This is a genomic window from Bartonella sp. HY761 (assembly GCF_026743145.1).
Classification (GTDB): Bacteria; Pseudomonadota; Alphaproteobacteria; order Rhizobiales; family Rhizobiaceae; genus HY038.
The window spans coordinates 2,631,006-2,657,479 of record NZ_CP104887.1 but is presented as its reverse complement, the minus strand read 5'-3'; the positions used below and the strand labels follow the sequence as shown (position 1 = coordinate 2,657,479).

The window sequence follows — 26,474 nt, the reverse complement described above, 5'->3', positions numbered from 1 at the left end:
TTTATGCCCTTTCGCCGGAAAGACTTACGGGCCCGAGACGATATTTTACATTGTCCTTTTCTACCCATTCAAGAAAACTTGCTCTTGCGCCTGGAAAACCAATATAGACCCAAGCTGCCATATCATGGTTACCGCCATAAATCGGATCAGCTAAGTATCCCTCTTTGGTGTTTTGCAATAGAAAGGCAAAAAAATCACTGGAGCGAAACTCGTCAATGGGGACTTCGTCTTTTTCAATACGAGTCAAAGCTTCATCTTGTTGCTCGGCTTTTAAATTAGCGAAAATATCGCCATATTGTTCGCTGCACCAAGTATCAATGCGTGCAATGGCGATGCGATAGGCTTGTGCGGGTGTCGGCTCTGCTTGATAACCGGTATAGCTTGGCGCTTTTGGATCAAAAGGCTCATGGCGATACCAATCTTCGCCTTGTCCCCATGTCGTCATCATCTGCTTATCAATGAAAATAGGGACATGGGCCTCTATCGCACCTGGCCCTGCGCCATCAGATGGAATGATTCTCGCCGTTGCGGCTTTAATAAAAGCCCATTCTTGGGCATTAAAAAACACCCGCTGATAGGTATCAATTGGTAAAGGCTGAGCTATCGCTGCCATTTGGTTCGCACATAGACCAAGAGCTGCACAAGCGCCAGCACCTAATAATAGGCCTCGCCTTGTAATATGTCCCGTTTTCGACAATAGGTTAGGATTTTTCATATAAAGATGTCCCTCCACACAAACATTGAATTATTTTAATTATAAACTGTTTGAAGAAGAAACGTATTGAACCTTTAGTGATAATCTTGAAAAGATAGTTCAAGATTTATGGCGCTTTTAGCAATGGATATTTATTGTTATTATTTAGTCTAATATGGTATGGCAGCTTACAATATAAGAATCTAAAGCAAAGCCTAAAATAGAGCCAGAAGAACTCGATAATAAACATGATGATTGGAATAAGGACCCATCAATGTAGAATGTTATCATGCAAAATTTGGTTCTTAAAAACGTTCGCTAATCACTTAACCGTTTTTACGCCTATGACGGTCAAGATAATCCTACCTTTTAGGAGGAGGTGGAATAGGTTTTAGTACATCAGGGTATGGTAGCATAGGTTCTTTAGTTGCAACCCTATCATCAATCAACAAAAAAGATGGTGATAATTTGGGGCATTTTTTTAGATGATTTAGCTACTGCTATATTGATGGTAAATTGCTCAAACAAGATGGTCTTTATACCTTAATAGAAGGTGGCCAACCTTTAGAATTATATCAAGGGCATGGGTTACTTGTTTTTATTGCTTCTGATGGTCTATGGGTTACAATGTTAAAAGAAAGTAAAGGAAAAGCCACAACATTTTTTAAAGTAGAATGGGTTAAAAATGGATTGGAAAAATTTTATTTTATGTAATGGGGTGGATGATATTTTAGTATCTGGTCCTACAGAAGTGGATGATCATGGCTATTATAATTTAACATGTTATTATGATGCATTTTTTATAAAAACTGCAAACAAAATTTTACGATTTAAATTAGAGGATAACTGGGAATATAATATCGGTTTTATTGAGAAAATAACTCCCTATTGGTTAACTGAATATGATCATACAATTTTTTCAAAAAAAAATATCGATACAACTGGCTATATTTCTATATACAGAAATTTTTTTAGAACAAAATCTAAAATAAATATTATTGATATAAAACATATTAATAATAATGGTGATTGTATTATATTTAAATATAGAATAAATAATTCTAAGGTTTGTGAATCTATAATATCTTCTAACGTAATTATAGGTATTTTATTTGGAAAAGAACTTGAGTAAATAAAATTAATATTATTTATATCAAAGTTTTATAATCGTAATTGTTTTTTTTAATTTGTATATCTTGTGAGGTATAAAATGGATTGGAAAAATTATATTATAAATAATGGAATACAAGACATATTAATACCATGTATTGTAAAAAAAGAGAGTGATAATTTAAAATTTTTACCTATAAATGAATTTTTTTTTGTGAAGAGTTCAGATAAGATATTAAGGTTTACATTAGACGAAAATTGGAATTTTACCATAGATTATTTCGAACAGATAGCCCCTAATTGGTCTGATAATAGCAATAAAAATAATAAATTTGGATATAGTTCCATATACGAACAATTTTTTAAAGTAAATTATGAAATAAATATCGTTGATATTTTTTTTAATGAAAAAAGTAGGAATAAAATTATATTTAAATATAATTTTTATACATCCTCTGTATATGATTCAATTATAACAATTGATGAGGGTGGTGGAATAATATTTGGTTAAGATATTTTATAGGCATTAGTAAATTATATAATGCCAATTGGATGCCTCTAAAAGTGGAGGATAATAAAGTCAAATTGCCAGTTACCGTGCGGTATTTAAAGGAAATAAAATGCTAGATTATATTTTTGCTATTAGAAGCCCGATCTTACCGGTCGGAACATGGTTGTTATCGCTTTTTATTGGATTGGTATTGGGTTATTTTTTGATGTTTGGTCGAAAAACCCTTTACCGTATTCCTTACCTTTTCCTATTTGGAACTCTTTATTTTTTCTATATGCTACTTAGCTGGTTGGTTACTTATCTTGCTATTACCACAAATATGATTTTGCTGCCGCCCTTAGTAATTTTAGCCTTATTAAGTTTACCGTCATTTTTGCTAGGCTTTTTCTATATGGTTTTAGCTGTTATGCGGGCGCGTGATGGTTTTGGTAGTAAACGGGCAGCGTGGCTAAGCATTGTACCACTTCTTAATTTGGGACTTTTTATTGTTACCCTTGATGATGATAAAAATGACCCAGAACCGCCAATTGCGCGTGATCCAATTTGGACAGCAAAGTTTATGAATGGGGCAGTTGGAATTGTCTTGGGTACGATTATTGCATTTTTGGCCTTTTGTATCGGTATGCAGATTCTTACTTTGCCCGCTATGGCAGTTCGTGCAACGCTTGGCTATTAGTGTTTATCTGGTAAAGACGTGCTTATAATGGAAAAACATTGGTCAAAAACACAGCTTTTGCATGAAGTTGTTACCAACCCTAATATTATCGTTAAAGGCACTCATAGCTATTATAGTGATTGCTGGGATAGCGGCTTTGAAAGTTATTGTGTACGTTATTTGCAAGGTGATGCAATTAGCCGCGCATGGAATAATAATTGGGAACTTGATAAGCTTCATATTGGCGATTACGTCTGCATAGCTGCTGAAGTTATTATTTTAATGGGTGGTAATCACACCCATCGTGCAGATTGGTTTTGTCTTTACCCCTTTGCTGACTTTATTGATGAAGCCTATGAACGCAAGGGTGATACTATTATTGAAGATGGGGCATGGCTTGGTATGCGATCTATTCTTTTACCTGGTGTCAAAATTGGTGAGGGAGCGATCATCGCAGCCAATAGCGTTGTCACTAAAAATGTTGAGCCCTATAGCATTGTTGCAGGTAGCCCAGCAAAATTGGTTAAGCATCGTTTTACATCGGAGGTGATTAATGATCTTTTGGCCTTGAAAATTTATGATTGGCCAGAAGATAAATTTAATGCGGTAAAACGGCAATTATGTGCAAATGATATGCATGCTTTAAAAGAAGCTGTTGCAATTTATGATCAAGGCTTATCAAGCACTTAATGTTCATTTAAAAGGCATCTTGCTAGTATCCTAACCCTAGCGAGATGCCTTTTAACTCTTAATTATTGATGCGCTTTAATAGATTTTCATGCAAGGTTTGTGCAAGGCTTGCATAATCTTCATCAAAATGGTGGCCGCCTTTTAGTTCAATGCGTTGCATTGTACCAAGATCCTTACTTGCACAAGCCGTATCATCTTCTTCATCACCATAGATGCAAATAGTTTTATCCATTGGCATTTTTTGCAGCGCTGGCAAAACCGGCAAATCTCCTGCTCCGCCAAACCAGCCGTCAATTGATACTTGAAAGTCAGCACTCATTGATACGCCCATTAACGCTATCATTTTGATGCGATTAGCAGTTTTGCTATCCAGTAAAGGCCACGCAAAAGGTAAAGCATCTGCCCCAAAAGAATAGCCAAAAAGACTAACCGGTAATTTTCCAGTTGGATCGGCTTTTTTTATCATTTGTTCAATATCATGCGCCATTTCTTCGGGTGTTTTTTTAGCCCAAAAATAGCGTAAGGAGTCAACACCAACGACATGAACATCATGGTTTTGCATCCAATCGCCAATTTGCATATCAATATCGCGCCAACCGCCATCACCAGAAAAGAAGATCACCACAGCTTTGGGTGTCTGTTTCGACGGTAAGTCAACTACCGGTAATGCATTGTCGCTATTATCGCGAATTGCAAAAGCAAGCGCTGTGTCGGCGGCTTGTTTTATGCGCTGGGCATCATTGCTGACATGGGCAAGAACGGCTACATCACCGCTTTCGCCAATTTCAATCGGATTATTATCGATTGGGTTTTTATTGTCGATAATCACGGTTGGAACAGGAATGGAAACGTTAAGCCCATATTGGAAACCATTATCGGTAGTTTGGGTGGCAAGAGCATTCTCAGTACATGAGGGAAGACGGGTATGCGAACCACTACTTGCGTCAATGCTTACCGCACCTGCAAGAGTATTTAATGGCGAGTCTGAAGCTGCCGCATAAGTAATGGCGCCACCTTCGCCTAAACCAACAATCACAGGACGGAAATATTGTTCAAGATCCAAACGCCGTGCCACATCTTTAGCCAAAGCTTCAAGATCGGACACCAAATAAATGCATTCGCCATCTTCGGCATCTAAAGCTTTGCGCCATGCATCAAAGCGTACATTGGCAACAACTAAATTATGTTCAAGCAAAGATTTTTGTAAAGCTTGCTCATTGGCTGAACTGTCACCCTTATCTGTAACAAAAATGACAAAGCCGCGTGGATCACCTTTTGGTATAAAAACTGGTATATTTTGCAGTCTTTCGCCTTCTGCATAAGCAATCGGGGCGTTATCACCTTTCCAACCTGCTAAAAGACGCATTATTTTACCCTGATGCATAAAGCCATAAATGACTGCGCCCGCTATTAAGGCAACCACTAAAATCATCAATGACGTGAATATTTTTTTTCTTCTGGTCATTTACGTATAAACTCCAATGGGTTGCCGTTAATCAAGGTCGTAACATCAAAAAGAACTTTTGCCGTATCAAGACCGCCAGGGCAAATAAGATAATAAGGTGTCCAAACCGGATCAAACTTATCCTTAAAGGCTTTCAAACCATCAAAATGATAAAGATCACGGCCACGATTATAAATAAATGATCCAATGCGCTGCCAGCGCGATGCTAGACGATTGGTTGAAAGACCAGATAAGGGAGCTGCCCCAAGATTAAACCATTTAAAGCCACTTTCTTTGCCGTAAAGTAACAAATTGGCAAAAAGCGCCTCCATTAAAATATTCGAAATATTGGCATAATAGCGCATCATATCAATAGTAATTTCATTTTTATGGGCGCTTTGCCAAATATTGGCGAAAGCCACAATTTTATCGTGCTTTTTCATAACTGCAACATCAAAACGGCATAAAAATTCATCATTGAAATTACCGATAGAAAAATGTTTTTCCGCACCTGACTTTTTGGCAAGCCAACTATTCGAAACATCACGCAATTCATCTAAATGAAGATTTACATCCTTTGCCGGAATGATTTCAAATTTCAATCCATCACGCTCGGCTTTACGATAAGCATAGCGGAAAGGTTGCCGCTTTGCTCCCTCAAGGGTGAAGTTTTCAAGCGCAACACGCGCCGTTTCACCAAGTTTTAAAACACTAAGCCCCATATCAAGATAAAGCGGTAGATTTTCAACCCCAACACTATAAAAAACGGTGCGGAGCGCAGCGCCGTCAGCTTTTTTATGAAAATCCCAAGCAAGTGATTTTAATGTATCACCATTAGTACTTACCGGTTCACCAAGAGCAATGAGGCTGCCGCCTGAGCGATCAAACATAATGAAACCATCTTGATTTTCAGAGATTAAAAATTGTTTGTCACCTAATAACGCCAAAGCTGTATCAGACATTGGTGATGATTGAACAAGTGAGGGTATAATATCAGGAATTTGATAATTATGATGATTGTCTTTACGTGATGATCGATGAATAATATTATAAAGGGCAATAATAAAAATGCCGGCCAAAATCACAAGGCTAGCGCGCAGAAAACGCGGTGCATTGGCGTTCCATGCGAAATCCCACCATAGGTTATTGGAATATTCAACATGGCGATAAACAAAAAAGCCAAGCCAAAGCGCCGCACCTATACAGGTAATAACACTGGTAAGCCAACCCCAGCTGATTGAAAAACTACTATCTAATGGCCGGCGATAAAAGGAATGGCGAAATTGCCATAAAAGCCAAGCAAATACGCAAAGAATAAGCGCTTCTTCAAAATCTAAACCCTTGGTTAAACAAAATACTGCGCCAGCAGCTAAAAGGCACATGGTAACCAACCAAGCATTGGCAAGACGTTTGGCAAGACCATAAGAAACAATAAGCAAGATAATAGCGACAAGACTTGCAGCAAGATTTGACGTCTCAATAAAAATCATCGGCAATATATCGGATAACACATCCAGTCTTATTTTTCGCCCCGGTGTCACCACAGAAATAAGCATGACAACGCCTGCCAAAAAGGTAAGAGCTGCTGATAATATTGGAATGAAAGGCTCAATAATTCTTGCAACCAAGGCAGCTTTACTGGTCATTTTTTTGCGTTGGCGTATTATTTCCCATAATGCCACACCAAAAGCCGCAAGGATTAAAGGTAGTACGGTATAAACAAGCCGATATAGCACAAGGGCGGCTAAAACTTCGCCATCACTTGGCATGCCAAGGCCAGCAATAATGATTGCTTCAAATGCACCAAGGCCTCCTGGGGAATGGCTAAAAACACCAATAACCACGGCCAAGGCATAAATGACAGTAAAAGCGGCAAAGCCGATATTTAAATCTGCCGGCATAAAAATATAAAGCGTTGCGGCCGCACCAATTAAATCAATTAGTCCTGCAATCATTTGAAAAATGGCATTTTTGGCATCAGGCAAGGGCAGCGATAACGACTTTATTCTTAATACACGTGCGCCTTTACGCAGCCAAAATAACAGTGCGGCGAGCACAATGAGCAATAAAAAGCCGATTGGACGTTCTAAACCCGACATAAAGGCAAGTAGGTGGGGGAAACCAATCGGATCAAGAATTAAGGCAAAAGCTAAAATGACCATGAGCGCTAGCCACATGGAAATCCAAGACATGCTAGTAATACGGGTAATATCAGCGATATTGATTTTTTCCTGCGCATAAAGACGGTAGCGCAAGGCACCACCAGTCACAAAGGAAAAACCAAGGGCATTGGATACTGCATAGCCTGCTGCACTGGTGACAGCTGCAAGCGGTAAAGGGATTTTCCCCGGTGCAATAATATGGACAGCAATCACGTCATAAAGAGCAATGCCACAATAGCTTATGATCATAAATAAAATAGCAAGCATAATATTTTTGCTATCAATATTATGCAACGCATTCCACGTTTCATGGCGCGGGGTTGATGAAGCAAGATGCCAAAAAGCGTAAAGAGAAATAAAGGCAATAGCTATTCCTGCCAAAAGCCCTAAATAGCGCTTTAATCGGGGGTATTGGCTAAAAGAGGCTTTATTTTTATGGTTGTCATCGTCTTTGCTAAAAGGTGTCGCGGTATTATTTGTCATTATGAAATATCCAAGGGCTTAAGCTTATCTATTTCCTTATTGAATCGCACGGCAAAGTTATGGCGGTTTAGGCTAATGTGAAATCATATTGTCGTGAATATAGCCGCTTATAATATTTAGTTTAGTCAATAGTGGCGTAAATATGAGCAGATCACAATTAATAGGTCATTTTTTTGAAGTAAAAATAATAAAAGGCCCACACCTTTATGGTGCGGGCCTAGCGGGGGCGCTTTACTTGTAGTAATTATCAGCCATAAGCAACATTCATACTTGCTTGTACGAAGATTTCTTCATTCGCGCCATTATTATAAACATTATAGATAACGCCAGATTCAGCTGTATAATTGCTTTCACTTAAGTGCCAGTTAGATGCAAGCTGTACAGTGTCATTGCCATCACCTGTGATGTGCAAGCTATCATTATCATAGCCAGAACTTTGAATATCCGAACCGATTTTCAAGGTATTGGCACGGCCACCAGTTAGGCTAATGCCAGTGATTGCACTTTCATCGGCACTGGTAAATAGGCTATCAAAGTTGATAACACGGCCAGCACTATCAAGATTAACTGTCAAGTTAATGTCATCATGGCCTGCTTCCGCATTATAATCATTGATAAGCTGGGTTAGCCAATCAATGCTAGAAACTGAAGCGCGATAGCCAATATTAGCTTGAATTTCTTCAAGATTGGTTGAGGCAAGCTCACCACTTTGCTGAAGGTCGGTTAACCAGTTGCGATAGTCTAGTTGGAAAGACCAGTTATAATTGGAGTTTAACACCAAAACATCATAACCATCGCCAGCGTCAATAGTAAGACCACCAACATTCACGCCATCATCGAGAATAATTGTATCATTACCTGCGCCAGTATCTACATAGTTGTGGCTTGAGCGATCGGCTTCAGCACCATCTTTAATATGAACAACATCATCGCCATCACCAGTTGAGATACGGTTTACGCCGCCGTTTTTGGCCGAAAGTTTGTCGCCAATAATGATGTGGTCATCGCCTTCACCAGTGGTAATTTCATTGGTACCACTTTTAGCCTTGATACTATCTTTAATGTTTAGCTCTGTTTGACCTTCGGTTGTCAAGCGATTTACACCACCTTTTTCCGCCACAAAGCCTTCAATGTTGATTTCATGGGAGCCATAACCAAGAAGGATTTCATTTAAGCCCTTGCTATCAAGATCGCCTTTAACATTGATGATACTATCACCTTCGCCAGCGATAATACGGTTGGCTGAACCAGATCCAGCTTCAATATCTGAACCAAAAGTTAGGATGTGAGAGCCTTCACCAAAGGTAAAGCGATTTTCGCCGCCCTTGTCTGCTTCAAGACCTTTGCGAATATTGATTTCTTTATCGCCATCGCCACCAGTAATAGTGTTTTTGCCTTGAGCTTTAATTGAACCATTAACTTTCAATATATCATCGCCATTACCTAAATTAATGCCGATTGCAGAATTAGATTTGCTTTCAATATTTTTTTGTACAGTAAGAACATCATCATTATTACTACCATCGAAATATTTTAAGCCATATTTTGTGACGATTTCACGGATAGACTTTGTAAGACCTTTAGCCATGTTAGCAACCTTTCGTTTTCAACTTGAGAAAGTGAATTTGAATTCTCATGCGTAATGTTTAAATCTAAATAAGATAATATTTCGAATGTATATATCTTTCTTTCTACAATTCCATTTGTAGTTTCATAATATATATGTTGTCAATTTAAATATTATTTCAAATATTAGCTCATTCTATTTTTTATTTTTGTTATATTTAATAACATTTATATAATTATTTAATTGTTTAATAAATTAAACAATAAATAATATAAAAAATAAAAAAATAAATTTCATAAAATCAATTGGTTATTTGTGTTATTAAATTTAATATAACTAAATTATTATTTTATAAATATAAGATATATTATTTTGTTTTATTATAATTTAATAAAATATATGGCAAATTGAGCTTGCGTACAAAATAAGTAAGCGGTGGCAAATCTGTTTAGTTATATCCTAACTACTATACTTTTTTTAAAAAAAATATTTAAAAACAATATGTTGTGATAAAAAATCTATTTTGTTAATACTTTAATATAAATTAAAATAAAAATGGTATTTTTATTATAATAATAGGATAATATATATGGAATCCACTAATTTTAGAAAACTACACTGATGGATTTCCAAAAAATTCTCAAAATTTAGCTTTTTTTTGTACAAAGTGCTATAAATAGATTCATTAACTTTGTAGCGAATTTTTAAGATAAACTTATAGCTAATGCGGTCATGTTTGATAATGTTGCTCTTAATTAAAGGCGCATCTAATGATTTAATGACTATTTGATAGCAAAATTGGTAGATACCGCCGCTTGTGAGCTATCCTCACCAATCACCAAGCAATAAATTAGCACCAAGTTAGCTCGTTAAGGAAATTAAAAATTTCAGTCCGAGGGCGTAAAAATGATATAAAGGCAAAGTACTGCCGCATTTACCGTTAATGATCTATTATCAGGCGCCAGTATGGATGTTTGGCACGCTTACAAAAGGAGCTATTTATGCAAATTGAGCAATTCATGTGTCGTAGTGATAATTTTGGCGTTATTTTGCATGAAGAAAGCAGCGGCAAGACGGCTGCTATTGATGCGCCTGATGCCGATGCTATTTTGGCGGTTTTAAAACAAAAAAATTTGAGCCTTGATTATTTATTTATTACCCATCATCATAGCGACCATATTGCCGGCATTGAAAAATTAAAAGCAGCAACTGCGGCTTTGGTCATTGGTCCCAAAGCCGAGCAATCGCAAATAGTCGGGCTTGATAGCGCTATTGCTGAGGGGGATGATTTTAATTTTGGCAATAGCCGTGTCGTGCCACTATCTACGCCTGGCCATACCAGTGGGGCATTATCCTATTATTTGCCATTAGACCGATTATTGTTTACAGGCGACACGTTATTTTCATTGGGCTGTGGTCGTTTGTTTGAAGGTTCTCCTAGTCAAATGCATGCATCGCTACAAAAATTAGCACAACTACCCGATGAAACACATATTTATTGTGGTCATGAATATACTCAATCTAATGGACGTTTTGCCATGTCAATTGATGGTAGCAATAATGCTTTACAGCAACGCATGGTTATAGTTGATGCATTGCGCGCCCAGAATTTGCCAACATTACCAACCACAATTGGTCAAGAAAAAGCAACCAATCCATTCTTGCGCTGTGATGACAATAATATTCGTGCTAATCTTGATCTTGTTGGGGCCGATGATATTACAGTATTTACAAAAATTCGCATGTTAAAGGACAATTTTAAATGAAAATAAAAAGAGGGATTCTCTTTATTTTGGGATTAATCATAGTGCCAACATTAAGTTTTGCACAAAATGCACCCAAAGGCGATGATACGTCATTTGCTCTTATTCGTGAAGAAAACGCCAAGGAAGTTGCCACCTATCCATTAAACGAAGATTTTTTAAGCAGAATGGAAAAAGTGCGAACGGAATTTCAAGCATTACCGCTTGAATCAAATCCTCCTGGCACAGGTGATGATGATACGTCCATTGATGGCATGACGCAGGCGATTAGCGGTCGCCCTGAATTGATGACGCTGTTGCGCAAATATTCTATCTCTGCTCATGATTATGTCGTAGGCTCAATGGCATTGTCGGCGGCTTTATCGGCAGCTTCAGCGCAAGGCGAAGAGCAATTTTTTGACGAAAGCCTTTCGGTTTCCGAAAATAATTTGAACTTTGGCCGTAGATATATTGATCGTATTCGCGCTGTGTTGGCTGATTGACATAAGTGTTTTTAAAAGCATTTCAATAAAGGGTCAAACATTGGGTTTGGCCCTTTTGGTTATTGTTAATGGCTGCTTTTTCTGTAGCTAACAGAAAAATCATCGATTTTATAATGGTGAGCTGCAAAAATGACTGAAAATAAAGATCAAATTCAACTTGTACGTGCAAAAGTTTTTGATATTTTAGAAAAACACGATTCTTTTAATTCTAATAGCGTGCCTGTCATTATTTTTGAAAATCCAACGGGGTGGGGTGAACCCTATCTCACTTTTGACCAAGACACTTACACGTTAATATTTGAAGAGCGTGGCAATGAAATTAACCGTATTGAGAATTTAACATTTGACGGTGTCGTAAAATTTTATATTTTTTCGGCTTGCCAACATTTTGGTAGCAATTATGAACTTAATAATCGTCGCAATGTAAATGATTATTCGCGTTGGAATTGGATGAAGCCCGCAATTGACGCAATGATGGCAGTTGATGAAGATTTTGGTGAATATGCAATCATATATTATCAAGAGGTACTATTTCGTTCACCACTTTCTAAAGATGAAATTGCCAATAGCTGGTCTGAAATACCGCAATGGGCAGTAGAGTAAACCTTTTATCCAGATTTTGTATTATCTTGCAATACAGAGGAAAGTAAAATGGTAGAAGTTAAAGACAAAATTGCTAAGATAAGGGATGCGGTCAATGATATTTTAATCGCACACAATTTACCAAAGCTTTATTATGATACGGTTCCTGAAGCTCCACAAGGTGATGGTACTCCCTATTTAACCTATGCTGGTGACGTTTTTACAATTCTTTATGAAGAGCGTGGCAAAGAATGTGGACGCATTGAAAATTTAAGCTTTGATGAAGTTATACGCTTTTATATTTTTGAATCAGCAATCCAATTTGGTCGCGATTATGAGCAAAATAATCGCCAAGATGGGAGCTGCCATTCACGCTGGAACTGGATGAAACCAACAATTGAGGTGATGGCGCAGGTAAGTGAAGATTATGGCAAATATGCCTATGATCATTATATCCGTTTTTTAAGACATTCACGCCTTACTAAAGATGAAGTCGCTAATAGTTGGTTTGATATTCCGCAGGTTTTGCTACGGCATTGAAAAAATGGTTGCGCGTTGCATATGGAACTATAGAGAAATATTAAAGATTTTATAAATAGTTAGCTAACATAAAAGTTTATTTAGCTTTCATCTTCATCATTGCAGTCGGTATTCATCAAATATATATGGTTGGCACCATTGATGCACCAGTATTTTTGATCCAATGGTAATAAATCTTCAGGATATTTTGTCGAAAAACTAAAAAACCTTGCTTGCCATCCCTCAGGAGCATAAAGTTCCCAAAAAGGACTATCATCAAAACTATAGCATGCATCAAGTCGTTTTTTATCAAAATCAATATATATGCGTGGAAGTAAATTTTCGATATCCCAATAGCAATTGGTCTTTGAGATTTTGTTTTTAAAAAATTTTTTCATATCATCAATATGAATAATACGATGCCGAGCTTTTTTAAAAAATAAATCAATCGTATCAGTATCAAGAACCATGATACCATATCTATCCTTTGCATCTTCTAAATCAATTGGAATAGCGTGCTGAGTGCTTGCCTTAATCCAAGCCATATTCCACTTATTATAGTCCAATATCCAAACCCATCTTTTCATCGAAAAAAGGTGTAGGTTTCCTTTGTAACGGATATAGGCTAAGCGATCATCTTCATCAAATCTCAACACAAATTACTTACCAATTTATCATCTTATAATTTTTAAATGTCATTTTGTATTAGTTTTATTATAAATTCCAGTGTTTTATTCGCCGTTAATAACGAATTTGTGTTTCTGTACAATAAAAAAAATTGAGCACTTCTATTTATCTAATACAAATTTTGGAATAACAATATTTTTAACTAATGCGCCTTATCTATCCAGTTGAAATGAGAACAATAATTGCCAGAATTTAAAAATAAAACTTCTGCTTTCAAAGCACTCGATAGTGTAAACTTCTTTTTAGCCGATGTTCGCGATGGGTTAGGTCCTTATCTTTCAATTTATCTTCTAGCTGTAAAAGGGCCTGAGCAAGGATGGAATGAGGCGTCAATTGGTCTTGTCATGACGATTGCTGGACTATGCGGGCTTTTAACATTGTCTCCAATTGGCTATATTATTGATAAAGTAAATGCGAAACGTGCTTTACTTATCTTGGCGGCGTTAATTGTAACAACCGGATGCTTGTTTTTACCTTTTGTGTCGTCGTTTTTTATTATAACTTTTACACAATCAGTAACAACAATGGCAGCAGGTGTTTTTGCGCCTGCAATAGCCGGTATATCGCTTGGCATTGTTGGGCCAAGATATTTTACCCGTAGAATAGGCCGAAACGAAGCTTTTAATCATGCCGGGAATTTCTTTTCTGCGGCATTGGCGGCGATTGGCGCTTATCTTTTTGGACCTGAAGTTGTTTTTTGGCTTATGGCGATTTTAACAGTATTCTCGATTATTTCTATTCTACTTATTCCATCCTCTTCAATTGACAAAAAGGCCGTGCAAGGTATCGATGAAAGTGCTGGGCCGCCGCTAGAATTTAAAAAAATACTACTTGTCCCATCCTTATTGATTTTTGCCTTTTTAATGGCGGTGTTTCATTTGGCAAATGCTGCAATGCTACCAACTTTGGGGCAATATTTAAGTAAACTTGTTGGCGCTGAACATGCAACCTCTTTGGTTGCATTATGTACCATGGCCGCACAAATTGTCATGATACCGATTGCATTGCTTGTTGCAGCCAAAGCAGATCTATGGGGAAGAAAAAAATTTATAATTTTGGCTTTTTTCTTTTTAACCCTAAGAGGATTTTTGTATCCATTATGGGCCAATGTCTATTGGCTATTTTTTGTGCAATTATTCGATGGGGTTGGGGCTGGCATTTTAGGTGCGCTGCTTCCAGTGGTTATCGCCGATATTATGTGGGGCAAAGGAAATTATAATTCGGCTCAAGGCATCGTTGCTTTTATACAAGGCGTTGGTGCGGCTTTAAGCGCAAGTTTGGCTGGCGGCATTGTTGTAAAATTTGGCTATGCAGAAGCATTTTTAACGCTAGGCTCAATTGCCTTGATGGGGCTCATTATCGCATATTTCTTTATGCCAGAAACAAAAAAAACGAATGAAATACAATAAGATCAAATATTGCTGTCATATTTAAATAGATTTTACCTAAAAACCTAGCTGATAAACTCACTTGCCAATTTCCAAAATGGCAATTGAGTTCAAAAATAAAGGCGCTTTACCTTGCGATAAAGCGCCTTTTAAGCATTATGCGATGGAAAGAAGATTAAAGGTCAAGAACCAAACGTTCTGGATCTTCGAGGCTTTCTTTAATGCGTACGAGGAATGTCACAGCTTCTGCACCATCAACGATACGGTGATCGTATGAAACAGCCAAATACATCATTGGACGAATGACCACTTGACCATTCACTGCAATTGGACGCTCTTTAATGGCATGCATACCAAGAATTGCTGATTGTGGTGCATTGATGATTGGCGTTGACATGAGTGAGCCGTAAATACCACCATTGGTGATGGTAAATGTGCCACCGCGCATATCAGCAATACCAAGCTTGCTATCGCGTGCCAAACGGCCAAGACGACCAATTTCTTTTTCAATCTGTGCAATTGACATCTGGTCGGCATCGCGTACCACTGGCACAACAAGACCCTTATCAGTACCTACTGCAATACCGACATGGGCATAGTTTTTGTAAATGATATCTGTGCCATCAATTTCAGCATTGATTGCTGGAACTTCCTTGAGGGCGTGGCAGACAGCCTTGGTGAAGAAGCCCATGAAGCCAAGCTTAACGCCATGCTTTTTCTCAAATACATCGCGGTAACGCTTACGCAATTCCATAACAGCGCTCATATCCACTTCGTTGAAAGTGGTAAGCATTGCCGCAGTATTTTGCACTTCTTTCAAACGTTTAGCAATTGTTTGGCGCAATTTGGTCATGCGTACACGTTCTTCACGTGCTTCATCATCTGGTGCAGATGCTGCGCGTGGTGCGGCAACAACTGGAGCGCTAGCAGCAGCGCTAGGCTTAGATAATGCATCAAGAACATCACCCTTAAGCACTTGACCGCGTTTGCCTGAACCATCAACTTGGCTTGCTGATAAGTTGTTTTCAGCCATAAGCTTAGCAGCTGATGGTGCAGGTGGTGTAGCTGATGAAGATGCAGGAGCTGCAGGTGCTGTAACTGCGGGTGCAGCAGCTTCAGCCTTTGGTGCGGCAGGTGCGCTACCTGCTGCGCCTTCAACCAAGGTACCAAGCAAAGCGCCAACTTCAACAGTGTCGCCTTCCTTTACCAAAATATCACCAAGCTTGCCACTTGCAGGGGCAGGCACGTCAACTGTTACCTTATCAGTTTCAAGCTCAACAAGCGGCTCATCAGCGTTAACTGATTCACCAGGTTGCTTATACCATTTGCCGATTGTTGCTTCGGTAACAGATTCACCCAATGTGGGAACACGAATTTCAGTTGCCATAATTACATTCCATTAGACTTAAGTTTCGGGAAGTCTATCTTGGCAAAAGCTAAGATAGACTTGAAATTAATATTTAAACAAGCGCATCCTCTAGGAAGGCTGCAAGTTGTTCAAGGTGTTTCGACATTAAGCCCGTTGCTGGTGAAGCAGAGGCAGAACGGCCAGCATAACGTGCACGTGGATATTTCGCATCAATATGGGCAAGTACCCACTCAATATAAGGCTCAACAAACGACCAAGCACCCATATTTTTAGGCTCTTCTTGACACCAAACAATCTCAGCATTGCGGAAGCGTGATAAGACATTTACCAAGGCTTTTGCAGGGAATGGATAAATCTGTTCCACGCGAAGCAGGTAAACATCATTAATACCGCGCTTTTCGCGTTCTTCATAAAGGTCGTAATAAACCTTACCCGAACAAATTACAACGCGGCGGATATTGGCATCCTTTTGCAATTCAATTGGTTGGTCTTTCAAATATTGCGCATCATCAAGCAATAGGCGGTGGAAGCTAGTATCTGGACCTAGTTCGCTTAGGCTTGAAACAGCACGCTTATGGCGCAATAATGACTTAGGCGTCATAAGAACCAATGGCTTGCGGAAATCGCGCTTCATTTGACGACGCAAAATGTGGAAGTAATTGGCAGGTGTTGTACAATTGGCAACCTGCATATTATCTTCAGCACAAAGTTGCAAATAACGCTCAAGACGGGCAGATGAATGCTCAGGACCTTGGCCTTCATAGCCATGAGGAAGCAAGCAAACAAGACCAGACATTCTTAACCATTTACTCTCACCAGAAGAAATAAATTGGTCAAAGACAACCTGCGCACCATTAGCAAAATCGCCAAATTGGCCTTCCCAAAGCGTTAAGCCACGTGGTTCAGCAAGGGAATAACCATATTCAAAGCCCAAAACTGCTTCTTCCGATAACATGGAGTTAATCGGCTCATAAATAGCTTGGCCTTTTTGCAAATGGTTAAGCGGAATATAGCGATTTTCAGTGTCTTGGTCATATAGAACCGAATGACGCTGGGAGAACGTGCCACGTTCAACATCTTCACCAGAAAGACGAATTGGATTGCCTTCAGTTACTAAAGTACCAAATGCCAAGGCTTCTGCCGTTGCCCAATCAATACCTTCACCTGTTTCAATCATCTTGGTGCGATTGTCAAGGAAGCGTTGAATGGTGCGGTGAACCTGAAAACCTTCTGGAATTTCGACAAGCTTGCTGCCGATTTCTTTCAAGGTTTTAACTGCAACGCCGGTTGCACCGCGACGTTGTTCATCAGCATTATCCGCAGCGCGTAGTCCTGTCCAAGCACCATCAAGCCAATCAGCTTTATTGGGCTTATAGGCGGAGCCTGCTTCAAATTCGATTTCAAGCTTATCGCGCCATTTTTGGCGTTGTGCTTCAAATTCTTCCGCTGTCAACAAACCTTCGCTAATTAAGCGGTCGGCATAAAGCTGAGTTGTGGTTTTATGACCACGAATGGCCTTATACATTAATGGCTGTGTGAATGATGGTTCATCACCTTCATTATGGCCATAACGACGATAGCAGAATAAATCTAAGACGACAGGCTTATGGAAAATCTGTCTAAATTCAGTAACCACTTTAGCCGCAAAAACTACAGCTTCTGGATCATCGCCATTAACGTGTAGAATTGGCGCCTCAATCATCTTTGCAACATCTGATGGATATGGCGAAGAACGTGAGTAACGAGGATTGGTGGTGAAGCCAATCTGGTTATTAATGATAACGTGGATAGAACCAGCGACACGATAACCTTTCAAACCTGAAAGGCCGAATGTTTCTTGGATAACACCTTGACCCGCAAATGCCGCATCACCATGAATGAGAAGAGGCATAACTTTTGCCCTCTCGCTTAATGGAATAAGATCGGTACGGGTTGGACCCACCAATTGATCTTGCTTGGCGCGGGTTTTACCAATAACGACAGGATCAACAATTTCCAAATGGGAAGGGTTAGGCAAAAGTGACAAATGCACTTTATTGCCATCAAATTCACGGTCAGATGAGGTACCAAGGTGATATTTCACATCGCCTGAGCCTGCAACATCATCTGGCTTATAAGAACCGCCCTTGAATTCGTGGAAAATAGCGCGATGTGGCTTTGACAAAGTTTGGGTCAAAACATTCAAACGGCCACGATGTGCCATACCAAAGGTGATTTCTTGAACACCCATAGCGCCGCCGCGCTTAATAATTTGTTCAAGAGCTGGAATAAGAGCTTCACCGCCATCAAGACCGAAACGCTTAGTACCTTTATATTTCACATCAAGAAACTGCTCAAAGCCTTCAGCTTCGATAAGCTTGTTTAAGATTGCTTTCTTACCTTCAGGCGTAAAGGCGATTTCCTTATGAGGGCCTTCAAGGCGTTCTTGAATCCATGCTTTTTGAGCAGGATCTGAAATATGCATGAATTCCACACCAATGGTCGAGCAATAGGTGCGATTCAAAATTTCCAACATTTGTGGAATGGTTGCATATTCAAGACCAAGAACATTATCGATAAAGATTTTGCGGTTATAGTCATCCTTGGTGAAACCATAGGTTTCAGGTGCTAATTCATTGTAATCTTCAACCGGTTCAGCAAGCTGTAAAGGATCTAGCTTGGCATGAAGGTGGCCACGCATACGATAAGCGCGGATCATCATGATAGCACGCACGCTATCACGCGCGGCATTGACTAATTGTTCTTGCGTTAAAGCTGCAACGGCTTCGCCTTTTTCATTCTTGGCGCTACCAGCGGCGGATTTACTCTTGAGCTTATCGCTCATATGTTGCTCAACACTGGCCCAATTACCGTCAAGTGCTGAAACAAGCTCGCCTGTCGCTTTAAGCGGCCAGTTCGTCCGCTGCCATGAAGCGCCTGCTGCATTTTTCTCGACATCATTTTTATCATCATGAAGAGTGCTAAAAAATTCTTGCCATTGAGGATCAACTGAACCTGGATCTTTTTCATATTGTGCATAAAGCTGATCGATGTAATCAGCATTACCACCATCTAGAAAAGAGGTAAGGGCCAAAAGATCATTTGCCTGTTCTTGCCTTGCCATTTACTTTACGGAAAAAGCTTCCGTCTCCTTTAAAGGGCTGGTTATAATTGTCATTATAGACCAGAGCTTATAAAACTTAATCAGTTCAATACTATTTTTCGTAATTTGCCTTGATATTTATATAGGCTTTAAAAAAACAAAAAATAGTCGGTGAACCCGTTTTCTCTTTATTATATTTTGGGTAGCGTTGATGAGTTTATATGAATCATGGCTTTTGCCATCAAACACTTTCATCACTATTTTGCCGCCCAATCCATTCCTTACTATGTCCACCTTTTCCAAACCGCCTTTTATACCATGATGGATTTAAAGCGTTAGGAGTTCTCCCGAACATAACATGCGTAAAACTTGTTTTAACGCATTAAAAGTATTCAATTCTTTTCGTTTTTCATTTGCAGGCAAAATTATTATAACTGCGCTGCAACTGCATTTTAAAATAGTTCAGCTAACTTCATTACACAGATAAGCCTTATTTATGTTATTTGCCTTTATGTTTATATAAATGCTATTTTACATAAAATTGGGTTTTATAGTTGCATTGCCCATAATGACTTAGTTTTACCAGTAATAATTTAGCTTTTATGGAGTGGCTAAACGCCACCCCAAATTGTGACACTTAAATACCTTGAAAACTATCTAGGCATTTAAGAAAGATTAGCCCTTAAGCAAATCTGCCAAAGTTTTACCAATGCGTGCTGGTGAATCTGTGATTTTAATACCTGCAGATTCCATAGCCGCAATCTTGTCTTCAGCGCCGCCTTTACCGCCAGAAATAACCGCACCGGCATGACCCATGGTGCGTCCTGGAGGTGCTGTGCGTCCTGCAATAAAGCCAACCATAGGCTTTTTACGGCCTTTTTTAGCTTCATCTTTAAGGAATTGTGCTGCATCTTCTTCAGCGCTACCGCCAATTTCACCAATCATCACGATCGACTTGGTTTCATCATCTGCTAGGAACATTTCAAGCATGTCGATGAATTCTGTGCCCTTAACTGGATCACCACCAATACCAACAGCAGTTGTTTGGCCAAGGCCTTCTTGCGAAGTTTGGAAAACTGCTTCATAGGTAAGGGTACCGGAGCGCGAAACAACGCCAACAGAACCTTTTTGGAAGATTGAACCGGGCATAATGCCGATCTTGCACTGATCAGGAGTTAGAACGCCTGGGCAGTTAGGTCCAAGAAGACGTGATTTTGACTTATCAAGGCGGGCTTTAACCCGTACCATGTCAAGCACAGGAATGCCTTCAGTAATACAGACGATTAAACCAATTTCAGCTTCAATCGCTTCAATGATCGCATCAGCAGCACCTGCTGGTGGTACATAGATTACTGATGCATCAGCACCAGTTTTTTCTTTACCTTCAGCAACACTGGTGAAGATTGGCAATTCTTGACCGCTCGTTGCAGTCCAAACTTCGCCACCCTTTTTAGGGTGAATACCGCCAACCATTTGCGTGCCATGATAGGCAAGGGCCTGTTCGGTGTGGAATGTACCAGTTTTACCGGTTAGACCTTGAACGAGAACTTTGGTGTCTCTTGTAACAAGAATGGACATAGCTTAGGCTCCCTTCACCGCAGCAACAATTTTTTGCGCTGCGTCATCAAGATCATCGGCAGAAATAACGTTCAAGCCGCTTTCATTGATAATTTTCTTGCCGGCTTCAACATTGGTGCCTTCAAGGCGCACAACGAGCGGCACTTGCAAGCCAACTTCTTTCACTGCAGCGCAAACGCCTTCTGCAATAATATCGCAGCGCATGATACCGCCGAAAATATTAACCAGAATGCCTTTTACATTTGGATCCGTTGTAATGATCTTAAAGGCTGCCGTTACTTTTTCTTTTGAAGCGCCGCCGCCAACATCTAGGAAGTTTGCAGGCTCTGCACCGTAAAGCTTGATAATATCCATGGTTGCCATAGCAAGCCCGGCACCATTGACCATGCAGCCAATATTACCTTCAAGAGCAACATAGGCAAGGTCATATTTCGATGCTTCAATTTCTTTTGGATCTTCTTCAGTTGTATCACGCAAAGCGAGGATATCAGCATGGCGGAACAAAGCATTATTATCAAATGAAACCTTGGCATCAAGCACACGTACATGACCATCTGTCATAACGATAAGTGGGTTGATTTCCAAAAGGCTCATGTCTTTTTCAGTGAAGGCTTTATAAAGAATTGGGAAAAGCTTAAGCCCATCTTCACGTGCATCACCTTCAAGCTTCAATGCATCAGCAAGTTTGTTAGCATCGTCTGCAGTTACACCTGTATCTGGATTAATTGCAACGGTAACGATTTTTTCAGGTGTTTCTTCAGCAACAGCTTCAATATCCATGCCACCTTCGGTCGAAACAACAAAGGCCACTTGACCAACAGTGCGGTCAACCAAAATGGAAAGATAGAGTTCGCGTGAAATGTCAGCGCCGTCTTCGATGTAAAGACGGTTTACTTGCTTACCAGCAGGACCTGTCTGCTTGGTAACAAGAGTATTGCCGAGCATTTCCTTGACATTAGCAACAACTTCTTCAATGGAATGAGCAAGGCGTACACCACCTTTTGCATCAGGCCCTAATTCCTTGAATTTACCTTTACCGCGGCCACCAGCATGGATCTGGCTTTTTACAACGTAAAGCGGCCCAGGCAATTTTTTTGCCCATTCTTCAGCTTGTTCAGCAGAATAAATGGCAACACCATTAGCAATAGGCGCACCATATTCATGAAGAAGCCTTTTGGCCTGATATTCATGGATATCCATATCTAATCCTTCTTTGGTTGAAAGCGTGTAGACCCGGGCTAATAAAAGCCCGGATCAATTTCTTATTTTAAGCTAGGTGCAATAGTTGCACAGGCTTCGCAAAGCCCCTTAACCGCGTTGACAGACTTGTCAAATGCTTGCTTGTCTTCGCTGTTAAGCTCAATTTCAATGATGCGCTCAACGCCGCCAGCACCAAGAACTACTGGTACGCCAACATAAACATCATCAAGACCATATTGGCCTGAAAGATGAGCGGCAACTGGAAGAACGCGTTTTTTATCTTTAAGATAAGATTCAGCCATAGCGATTGCTGATGCAGCTGGTGCATAAAAGGCCGAGCCTGTTTTTAAAAGTGCAACGATTTCGGCGCCGCCATCACGGGTGCGTTGAATGATTTGATCAAGCTTTTCCTGAGTTGTCCAACCCATTTTAACAAGATCAGGCAAAGGAATACCGGCAACAGTTGAGTAGCGTGCAAGTGGTACCATGGAGTCGCCATGACCACCAAGAACGAATGCTGTTACATCTTCAACCGATACGTTGAATTCTTCAGCCAAGAAATAACGGAAGCGCGAAGAATCAAGAACACCAGCCATACCGACAACTTTATTGGCAGGAAGACCAGAAAATTTTTGTAATGCCCAAACCATCGCATCAAGTGGATTGGTGATGCAGATAACAAAAGCGTTTGGCGCATATTGCTTAATGCCGGCACCAACTTGTTCCATTACTTTAAGATTGATGCCAAGAAGATCGTCGCGGCTCATGCCTGGCTTACGAGGTACACCGGCGGTTACGATAACAACATCGGCGCCTTCAATAGCAGCATAATCATTTGCGCCTTTGAAATGTGCGTCAAAACCGTCAACCGGTGAGGATTCTGCGATATCAAGCCCTTTTCCCTGCGGAACACCTTCTGCAATATCAAAAAGAACAACGTCGCCGAGTTCCTTAAGGCCGATCATATGGGCAAGTGTGCCACCAATCATGCCTGATCCGATTAATGCGATTTTATTGCGTGCCATTTTGGTCTCTTCCTCAAACTTTGTATGAGCAAAATGCTCAATGCTGTTAACCAAAGGTTTCCTCAAATCCCGAATACTGCCAAATTGTTAAACTTAAAAGCCTATAGACTCGACATTTATTCACTTGTCAGTTTTCACGAATGATGAACCTAGAATTATGGTATCATCATGAAGTTTTCATGATATATCCAAATTCATCTTTAATGCTTAATATGACTAAGGCATAATCGCACCTAATTTTTTAAAATTAGTCATAGTAAAAGCATAAAAATATCCGCGAAAAAGACTAACATAAAATTCTATAGGTTATATTTTAGAAAAAAACAACAATTTATTATGATTGTAATAAAAACAAAGGCTTAAAGGTGTAGCAGTTTACGTTAACGTAAGTAATTTGCTTAAAATAGTGACATTATTATCCATATATTTTTTTTATTGATTCAGGTGTTTTTGGTTTATAATCACTTTTATGTGTTTATTAATTTCCAAACCATTTGGTTTAATGTGTTAAATGTTTTTTTTCACTTTTTTTATCAGAAGTATTCTTTATCAAAAACGGCTTTGAAAAAGATAATTATCTAAAATTACATTATATAAGGTACTAATTTTAATTGAATTTCTATATATATAATCTAAAAGGGTTATATGTGTATCTTATCTTTTTTGGCAGCCAAGAAGCATGTTATAAGGTTGACTAGTAAAGATAACTCGGTTGTGGTAAAAATGGCTCGAATATTTATCCGCAAATTGGGATAAAATATCACCCTTATTTATAATATAAATTGATAATACTGAAAGTGTTTAGGAGACTATCATGGCAGAGGCTGGCCGTACAACTATTGATGAAACGGAAGTTGAGCGTTTTTCGCGTATTGCGGCCGAGTGGTGGAACCCTGAAGGTAAATTTCGTCCTTTGCATAAATTTAATCCTACACGTCTTGCTTATATTAAAGAAAAAATCTGTTTGGCTTTCGATCGTGATCCTTTGGCGGCCCTACCGCTAGAGGGGTTGCGTATTTTGGATATTGGTTGTGGTGGTGGGCTATTATGCGAGCCATTGGCCCGTCTTGGTGCTTATGTTGTGGGAGCAGATGCTTCTGCAACCAATATTGAAGTTGCAAAAATTCATGCGGATCAAAGTGGAGTTACTATTGATTATCGCGCAACGACAGCTGAAGATCTAGCTGCTGCAGGCGAAAAATTTGACTGTGTCCTTAATATGGAAGTTGTTGAGCATGTTGCCGATGTACATCTTTTCATGGAGGCATGTTCTGCTATGGTGAAGCCGCAAGGGTTGATGTTTGTTGCAACAATTAATCGTACTTTGAAAGCTTGGGCTTTGGTAATTATTGGTGCTGAATATGTCTTGCGGTGGTTGCCAAAGGGCACGCATAGCTATGACAAATTCTTGCGTCCTGAAGAGCTAAAGAAAGAGCTTGGCTCCAATGGTCTATCAGTTATCGACGAATTGGGTATTACATTTAACCCGATAAAAGATAGCTGGAATCGCTCACGCGATATGGATGCAAATTATATGCTATTGGCGCGCCGCTTAAAGTAATTTAGCTATCAAAGCCTTTTTGATAGGGTGGATAGCTATAAGCATATTGGTTGAAACTTTTGTTTAAGAGTCGTGTGAAGGGGTCTTCTTTGCCAAATATCGAGCAAGTTATACGTCATACGTTAGAAAAAATTGACACATCTAACGATAATTTGCGTGAGCAGGTTTATCGTGCAGTTTGGGAAAATCATGAAAGGTCAATTATTGGCGATCCTCATTTAAGCGATGAAGATCGTAATGCCTTGCGTAATATGCTTACCACGCTTATCCAAGAAATTGAGAGTGAATATAGTCAAATTGATGATGTGCCTACAACATCGCCAGATGACGCAATTGAAGCAGCTTTTGATGACGGAGCTTTTGAAGATAGGCGGCCGCAAGTTGGTAATAGCATTGATGATGCCGATCGCATGGTCGAAGATATTGAAAACGGCATTTTGCAAGAAATAGATGAAAAGGCCAGTCAAAATAAGACTAGTGGTGTTGGTCCAGAGGAATTGGGCTTTGCACCACCAGGGGGGCAAGCATCAAGGCTACAAAAGCGCCATAGTTGGTGGCGTTCCAACCTTATTTTAATGGTTTTATTGCTGTTGTTGGTTTTAGTGGCTTGGGCGTTTTATAATAGTCTTACTGCCATTAATCGCCCTGATGATGCAACCCCACAAACATCCAATCCACCGGCGACCATTACCGATCAAGCACAGGTTTCCCAAGATGGTGGTTGGATAACGGTTTTTGATCCATCACGAATTAATGATTTTTCAGTGCAAGGAAGTGCTGAGGCGCAAATAAAAGGTGAAGGTAATAATCGTGCCTTGCGTTTTAAAGCCAATAGTCTTGATGATAAAGTTGTCATTGACGTTGGTGAGGGCGTTATTGAGCAATTGCGTGGTAAAACAGTTTATTTTAATGTGATTGCAAGTAGCGTCAATGATGCAACGGCACAAATTGCTATTACCTGTGATTTTGGCTTGGATAATAGTTGTGGCAAGCGTAATTTTGATTTGCCCCAAACACGAGAAGATCTGCTTTTTTCGGTTGAAATTCCGCAGAACATTAATAATAATGGCCAACTCTTTTTACAAAGCGCTTTATTGGGCCCTGAATATGAAATTGATATTTTTGCCGTCCGAGTTCGTATTGAAGATTAGGCTGACATGATGACAAGCTTAAAACTAAACAGATTTTGGTTTTGATAAAATTTTGTCAGCAAAATGAAGGGAAGTAAGAATGACGCAAACCAGTGCAGTTGACGAAGTATTGATTGAAACCGTAGTGCGACATTTTTACGATAGAGTGCGAGCCGATGCATTGCTAGGCCCAATTTTTGAAGAAAAGATAAAAAATTGGGAGCCGCATCTACAGCAAATGTTTGCCTTTTGGTCGGCGGTGATGCTGCATAGTGGTCGTTATGAAGGGAGGCCAATGCCTAAACATGTCGTGCTTGATATTGATGCGCAGCATTTTGATCATTGGCTTGATATCTTTAGGCAAACGGTAGATGATTTGTGTCTACCTCATGATGCAGAAATCTTTAAGCAAAAGGCAACCCATATCGCTAAAAGTTTAGAAATGGGTGTTGCGCATTTTAATGGTGCTTCAACCATGAATGGCGAGCGCTATTACCGAAATAAGGATTAAAATAATTTTTTGATTTATGATTTAGGGTGAGAAGCTATGAATCTAAAGAAACAAGCACAATGAACAGCAAAAATATATAATTAAAAATATAAAGGGGAGGAAAGTAAAAAGTGGGTGGTATACCCATTTGAGCTTTACATTGCTGTGGATTATAACTGTTTTGTGTCCTTTTAGGATATGCTACTTTTTGTGATAGCTTTGACGAGGAGCCTTGAAAATATTTATATTTCTCAGAGGCTCTTCTCGCATTTAATCTTTGGGTTCTCATAAAACTTTTCTCA

General features: G+C 39.4%; 23 protein-coding genes. 13 read left to right on the top strand and 10 right to left on the bottom strand.

The features are described 5' to 3' along the window. Position 1 precedes the first annotated feature (1 nt). Positions 2-715 (bottom strand): gluconate 2-dehydrogenase subunit 3 family protein, encoded by a 714-nt coding sequence (locus N6A79_RS11445; RefSeq protein WP_182417761.1) that lies wholly within the window; start codon positions 713-715, stop codon positions 2-4. Positions 716-1,210: 495 nt separating this feature from the next. Between N6A79_RS11445 and N6A79_RS11440 the strand changes: the two genes are divergently transcribed. The 5 genes from N6A79_RS11440 to N6A79_RS11420 all read left to right on the top strand — a co-directional run bounded on the left by N6A79_RS11440 (position 1,211) and on the right by N6A79_RS11420 (position 3,660). Further along, positions 1,211-1,408, top strand: coding sequence for a hypothetical protein (locus N6A79_RS11440; RefSeq protein ID WP_182417760.1), 198 nt, complete (start codon positions 1,211-1,213; stop codon positions 1,406-1,408). Continuing rightward, on the top strand, positions 1,380-1,826 hold the full coding sequence (locus N6A79_RS11435) for a hypothetical protein (protein WP_268546034.1): 447 nt from the start codon (positions 1,380-1,382) through the stop codon (positions 1,824-1,826). Before N6A79_RS11440 ends, N6A79_RS11435 begins: the two co-directional genes overlap by 29 nt. A 78-nt stretch (positions 1,827-1,904) precedes the next feature. Continuing rightward, entirely contained in the window at positions 1,905-2,315 is a 411-nt protein-coding gene (locus N6A79_RS11430) for a hypothetical protein (protein WP_268546033.1), read from the top strand. A gap of 109 nt (positions 2,316-2,424) precedes the next feature. Then, complete coding sequence (locus N6A79_RS11425; RefSeq protein ID WP_182417757.1) at positions 2,425-2,991, top strand: hypothetical protein; 567 nt, start codon at positions 2,425-2,427, stop codon at positions 2,989-2,991. Positions 2,992-3,018: 27 nt separating this feature from the next. Beyond that, on the top strand, positions 3,019-3,660 hold the full coding sequence (locus N6A79_RS11420; protein ID WP_268546032.1) for a CatB-related O-acetyltransferase: 642 nt from the start codon (positions 3,019-3,021) through the stop codon (positions 3,658-3,660). Positions 3,661-3,718: 58 nt separating this feature from the next. Here the strand turns inward: N6A79_RS11420 and N6A79_RS11415 are convergent, their stop codons facing one another. The 3 genes from N6A79_RS11415 to N6A79_RS11405 all read right to left on the bottom strand — a co-directional run bounded on the left by N6A79_RS11415 (position 3,719) and on the right by N6A79_RS11405 (position 9,337). After that, on the bottom strand, positions 3,719-5,125 hold the full coding sequence (locus tag N6A79_RS11415) for a virulence factor family protein (protein WP_268546031.1): 1,407 nt from the start codon (positions 5,123-5,125) through the stop codon (positions 3,719-3,721). Further along, on the bottom strand, positions 5,122-7,749 hold the full coding sequence (mprF, locus tag N6A79_RS11410; protein WP_268546030.1) for a bifunctional lysylphosphatidylglycerol flippase/synthetase MprF: 2,628 nt from the start codon (positions 7,747-7,749) through the stop codon (positions 5,122-5,124). Before mprF ends, N6A79_RS11415 begins: the two co-directional genes overlap by 4 nt. Before the next feature lie 247 nt (positions 7,750-7,996). Then, positions 7,997-9,337: a hypothetical protein gene (locus N6A79_RS11405; RefSeq protein ID WP_182417754.1), complete on the bottom strand. Its 1,341-nt coding sequence runs from the start codon at positions 9,335-9,337 to the stop codon at positions 7,997-7,999. A 980-nt stretch (positions 9,338-10,317) separates the two neighbouring features. Between N6A79_RS11405 and gloB the strand changes: the two genes are divergently transcribed. The 4 genes from gloB to N6A79_RS11385 all read left to right on the top strand — a co-directional run bounded on the left by gloB (position 10,318) and on the right by N6A79_RS11385 (position 12,683). Then, positions 10,318-11,082: a hydroxyacylglutathione hydrolase gene (gene gloB, locus N6A79_RS11400; protein ID WP_268546029.1), complete on the top strand. Its 765-nt coding sequence runs from the start codon at positions 10,318-10,320 to the stop codon at positions 11,080-11,082. After that, positions 11,079-11,561 (top strand): hypothetical protein, encoded by a 483-nt coding sequence (locus N6A79_RS11395; protein ID WP_262078693.1) that lies wholly within the window; start codon positions 11,079-11,081, stop codon positions 11,559-11,561. The genes gloB and N6A79_RS11395 overlap by 4 nt, the downstream gene beginning before the upstream one ends. Before the next feature lie 129 nt (positions 11,562-11,690). Beyond that, positions 11,691-12,164 carry a hypothetical protein gene (locus tag N6A79_RS11390; protein ID WP_268546028.1) on the top strand — a complete coding sequence of 158 codons (474 nt, stop codon included), beginning with the start codon at positions 11,691-11,693 and terminating at the stop codon, positions 12,162-12,164. Between the two features lie 48 nt (positions 12,165-12,212). Then, positions 12,213-12,683, top strand: coding sequence for a hypothetical protein (locus tag N6A79_RS11385; protein ID WP_268546027.1), 471 nt, complete (start codon positions 12,213-12,215; stop codon positions 12,681-12,683). An 80-nt stretch (positions 12,684-12,763) separates the two neighbouring features. On the opposite strand, the gene N6A79_RS11380 is transcribed toward N6A79_RS11385, so the two are convergent. After that, positions 12,764-13,318, bottom strand: coding sequence for a hypothetical protein (locus N6A79_RS11380; RefSeq protein ID WP_268546026.1), 555 nt, complete (start codon positions 13,316-13,318; stop codon positions 12,764-12,766). A 213-nt stretch (positions 13,319-13,531) separates the two neighbouring features. Here N6A79_RS11380 and N6A79_RS11375 point away from each other — a divergent pair, with 213 nt between their 5' ends. Beyond that, positions 13,532-14,758 (top strand): MFS transporter, encoded by a 1,227-nt coding sequence (locus N6A79_RS11375; RefSeq protein ID WP_268546025.1) that lies wholly within the window; start codon positions 13,532-13,534, stop codon positions 14,756-14,758. 154 nt (positions 14,759-14,912) lie between these two features. On the opposite strand, the gene odhB is transcribed toward N6A79_RS11375, so the two are convergent. From odhB to mdh, 5 genes are all read right to left on the bottom strand, one after another. Further along, on the bottom strand, positions 14,913-16,124 hold the full coding sequence (gene odhB, locus N6A79_RS11370) for a 2-oxoglutarate dehydrogenase complex dihydrolipoyllysine-residue succinyltransferase (RefSeq protein ID WP_268546024.1): 1,212 nt from the start codon (positions 16,122-16,124) through the stop codon (positions 14,913-14,915). Positions 16,125-16,197: 73 nt separating this feature from the next. Further along, entirely contained in the window at positions 16,198-19,209 is a 3,012-nt protein-coding gene (locus N6A79_RS11365; RefSeq protein WP_182417745.1) for a 2-oxoglutarate dehydrogenase E1 component, read from the bottom strand. A gap of 654 nt (positions 19,210-19,863) precedes the next feature. Further along, positions 19,864-20,766, bottom strand: a complete 903-nt coding sequence (gene sucD, locus N6A79_RS11360) for a succinate--CoA ligase subunit alpha (RefSeq protein ID WP_182417744.1) — start codon at positions 20,764-20,766, stop codon at positions 19,864-19,866. Positions 20,767-20,769: 3 nt separating this feature from the next. After that, positions 20,770-21,966: an ADP-forming succinate--CoA ligase subunit beta gene (gene sucC, locus N6A79_RS11355; RefSeq protein ID WP_182417743.1), complete on the bottom strand. Its 1,197-nt coding sequence runs from the start codon at positions 21,964-21,966 to the stop codon at positions 20,770-20,772. A gap of 62 nt (positions 21,967-22,028) precedes the next feature. Next, complete coding sequence (gene mdh, locus N6A79_RS11350) at positions 22,029-22,991, bottom strand: malate dehydrogenase (protein WP_262078687.1); 963 nt, start codon at positions 22,989-22,991, stop codon at positions 22,029-22,031. 814 nt (positions 22,992-23,805) lie between these two features. Here mdh and ubiG point away from each other — a divergent pair. From ubiG to N6A79_RS11335, 3 genes are all read left to right on the top strand, one after another. Then, positions 23,806-24,552 (top strand): bifunctional 2-polyprenyl-6-hydroxyphenol methylase/3-demethylubiquinol 3-O-methyltransferase UbiG, encoded by a 747-nt coding sequence (ubiG, locus tag N6A79_RS11345; RefSeq protein ID WP_268546023.1) that lies wholly within the window; start codon positions 23,806-23,808, stop codon positions 24,550-24,552. Positions 24,553-24,641: 89 nt separating this feature from the next. Continuing rightward, on the top strand, positions 24,642-25,703 hold the full coding sequence (locus tag N6A79_RS11340; RefSeq protein ID WP_262078685.1) for a hypothetical protein: 1,062 nt from the start codon (positions 24,642-24,644) through the stop codon (positions 25,701-25,703). A gap of 79 nt (positions 25,704-25,782) precedes the next feature. Further along, the gene (locus N6A79_RS11335) at positions 25,783-26,193 is read left to right on the top strand and encodes a group III truncated hemoglobin (protein WP_268546022.1); all 411 of its coding nucleotides are present in this window, start codon (positions 25,783-25,785) and stop codon (positions 26,191-26,193) included. Positions 26,194-26,474: the final 281 nt, after the last annotated feature.

Excerpts from the sequence above, each read along its gene's own strand:
- sucD (WP_182417744.1), bottom strand. The coding sequence starts at position 20,766 with ATGTCCATTCTTGTTACAAGAGACACCAAAGTTCTCGTTCAAGGTCTA.
- N6A79_RS11385 (WP_268546027.1), top strand. The coding sequence starts at position 12,213 with ATGGTAGAAGTTAAAGACAAAATTGCTAAGATAAGGGATGCGGTCAAT.
- N6A79_RS11430 (WP_268546033.1), top strand. The coding sequence starts at position 1,905 with ATGGATTGGAAAAATTATATTATAAATAATGGAATACAAGACATATTA.
- N6A79_RS11445 (WP_182417761.1), bottom strand. The coding sequence starts at position 715 with ATGAAAAATCCTAACCTATTGTCGAAAACGGGACATATTACAAGGCGA.
- N6A79_RS11415 (WP_268546031.1), bottom strand. The coding sequence starts at position 5,125 with ATGACCAGAAGAAAAAAAATATTCACGTCATTGATGATTTTAGTGGTT.
- ubiG (WP_268546023.1), top strand. The coding sequence starts at position 23,806 with ATGGCAGAGGCTGGCCGTACAACTATTGATGAAACGGAAGTTGAGCGT.
- N6A79_RS11420 (WP_268546032.1), top strand. The coding sequence starts at position 3,019 with ATGGAAAAACATTGGTCAAAAACACAGCTTTTGCATGAAGTTGTTACC.
- N6A79_RS11390 (WP_268546028.1), top strand. The coding sequence starts at position 11,691 with ATGACTGAAAATAAAGATCAAATTCAACTTGTACGTGCAAAAGTTTTT.
- odhB (WP_268546024.1), bottom strand. The coding sequence starts at position 16,124 with ATGGCAACTGAAATTCGTGTTCCCACATTGGGTGAATCTGTTACCGAA.
- mprF (WP_268546030.1), bottom strand. The coding sequence starts at position 7,749 with ATGACAAATAATACCGCGACACCTTTTAGCAAAGACGATGACAACCAT.
- N6A79_RS11405 (WP_182417754.1), bottom strand. The coding sequence starts at position 9,337 with ATGGCTAAAGGTCTTACAAAGTCTATCCGTGAAATCGTCACAAAATAT.
- N6A79_RS11335 (WP_268546022.1), top strand. The coding sequence starts at position 25,783 with ATGACGCAAACCAGTGCAGTTGACGAAGTATTGATTGAAACCGTAGTG.
- gloB (WP_268546029.1), top strand. The coding sequence starts at position 10,318 with ATGCAAATTGAGCAATTCATGTGTCGTAGTGATAATTTTGGCGTTATT.
- N6A79_RS11425 (WP_182417757.1), top strand. The coding sequence starts at position 2,425 with ATGCTAGATTATATTTTTGCTATTAGAAGCCCGATCTTACCGGTCGGA.
- sucC (WP_182417743.1), bottom strand. The coding sequence starts at position 21,966 with ATGGATATCCATGAATATCAGGCCAAAAGGCTTCTTCATGAATATGGT.
- N6A79_RS11365 (WP_182417745.1), bottom strand. The coding sequence starts at position 19,209 with ATGGCAAGGCAAGAACAGGCAAATGATCTTTTGGCCCTTACCTCTTTT.
- N6A79_RS11395 (WP_262078693.1), top strand. The coding sequence starts at position 11,079 with ATGAAAATAAAAAGAGGGATTCTCTTTATTTTGGGATTAATCATAGTG.
- mdh (WP_262078687.1), bottom strand. The coding sequence starts at position 22,991 with ATGGCACGCAATAAAATCGCATTAATCGGATCAGGCATGATTGGTGGC.
- N6A79_RS11435 (WP_268546034.1), top strand. The coding sequence starts at position 1,380 with ATGGATTGGAAAAATTTTATTTTATGTAATGGGGTGGATGATATTTTA.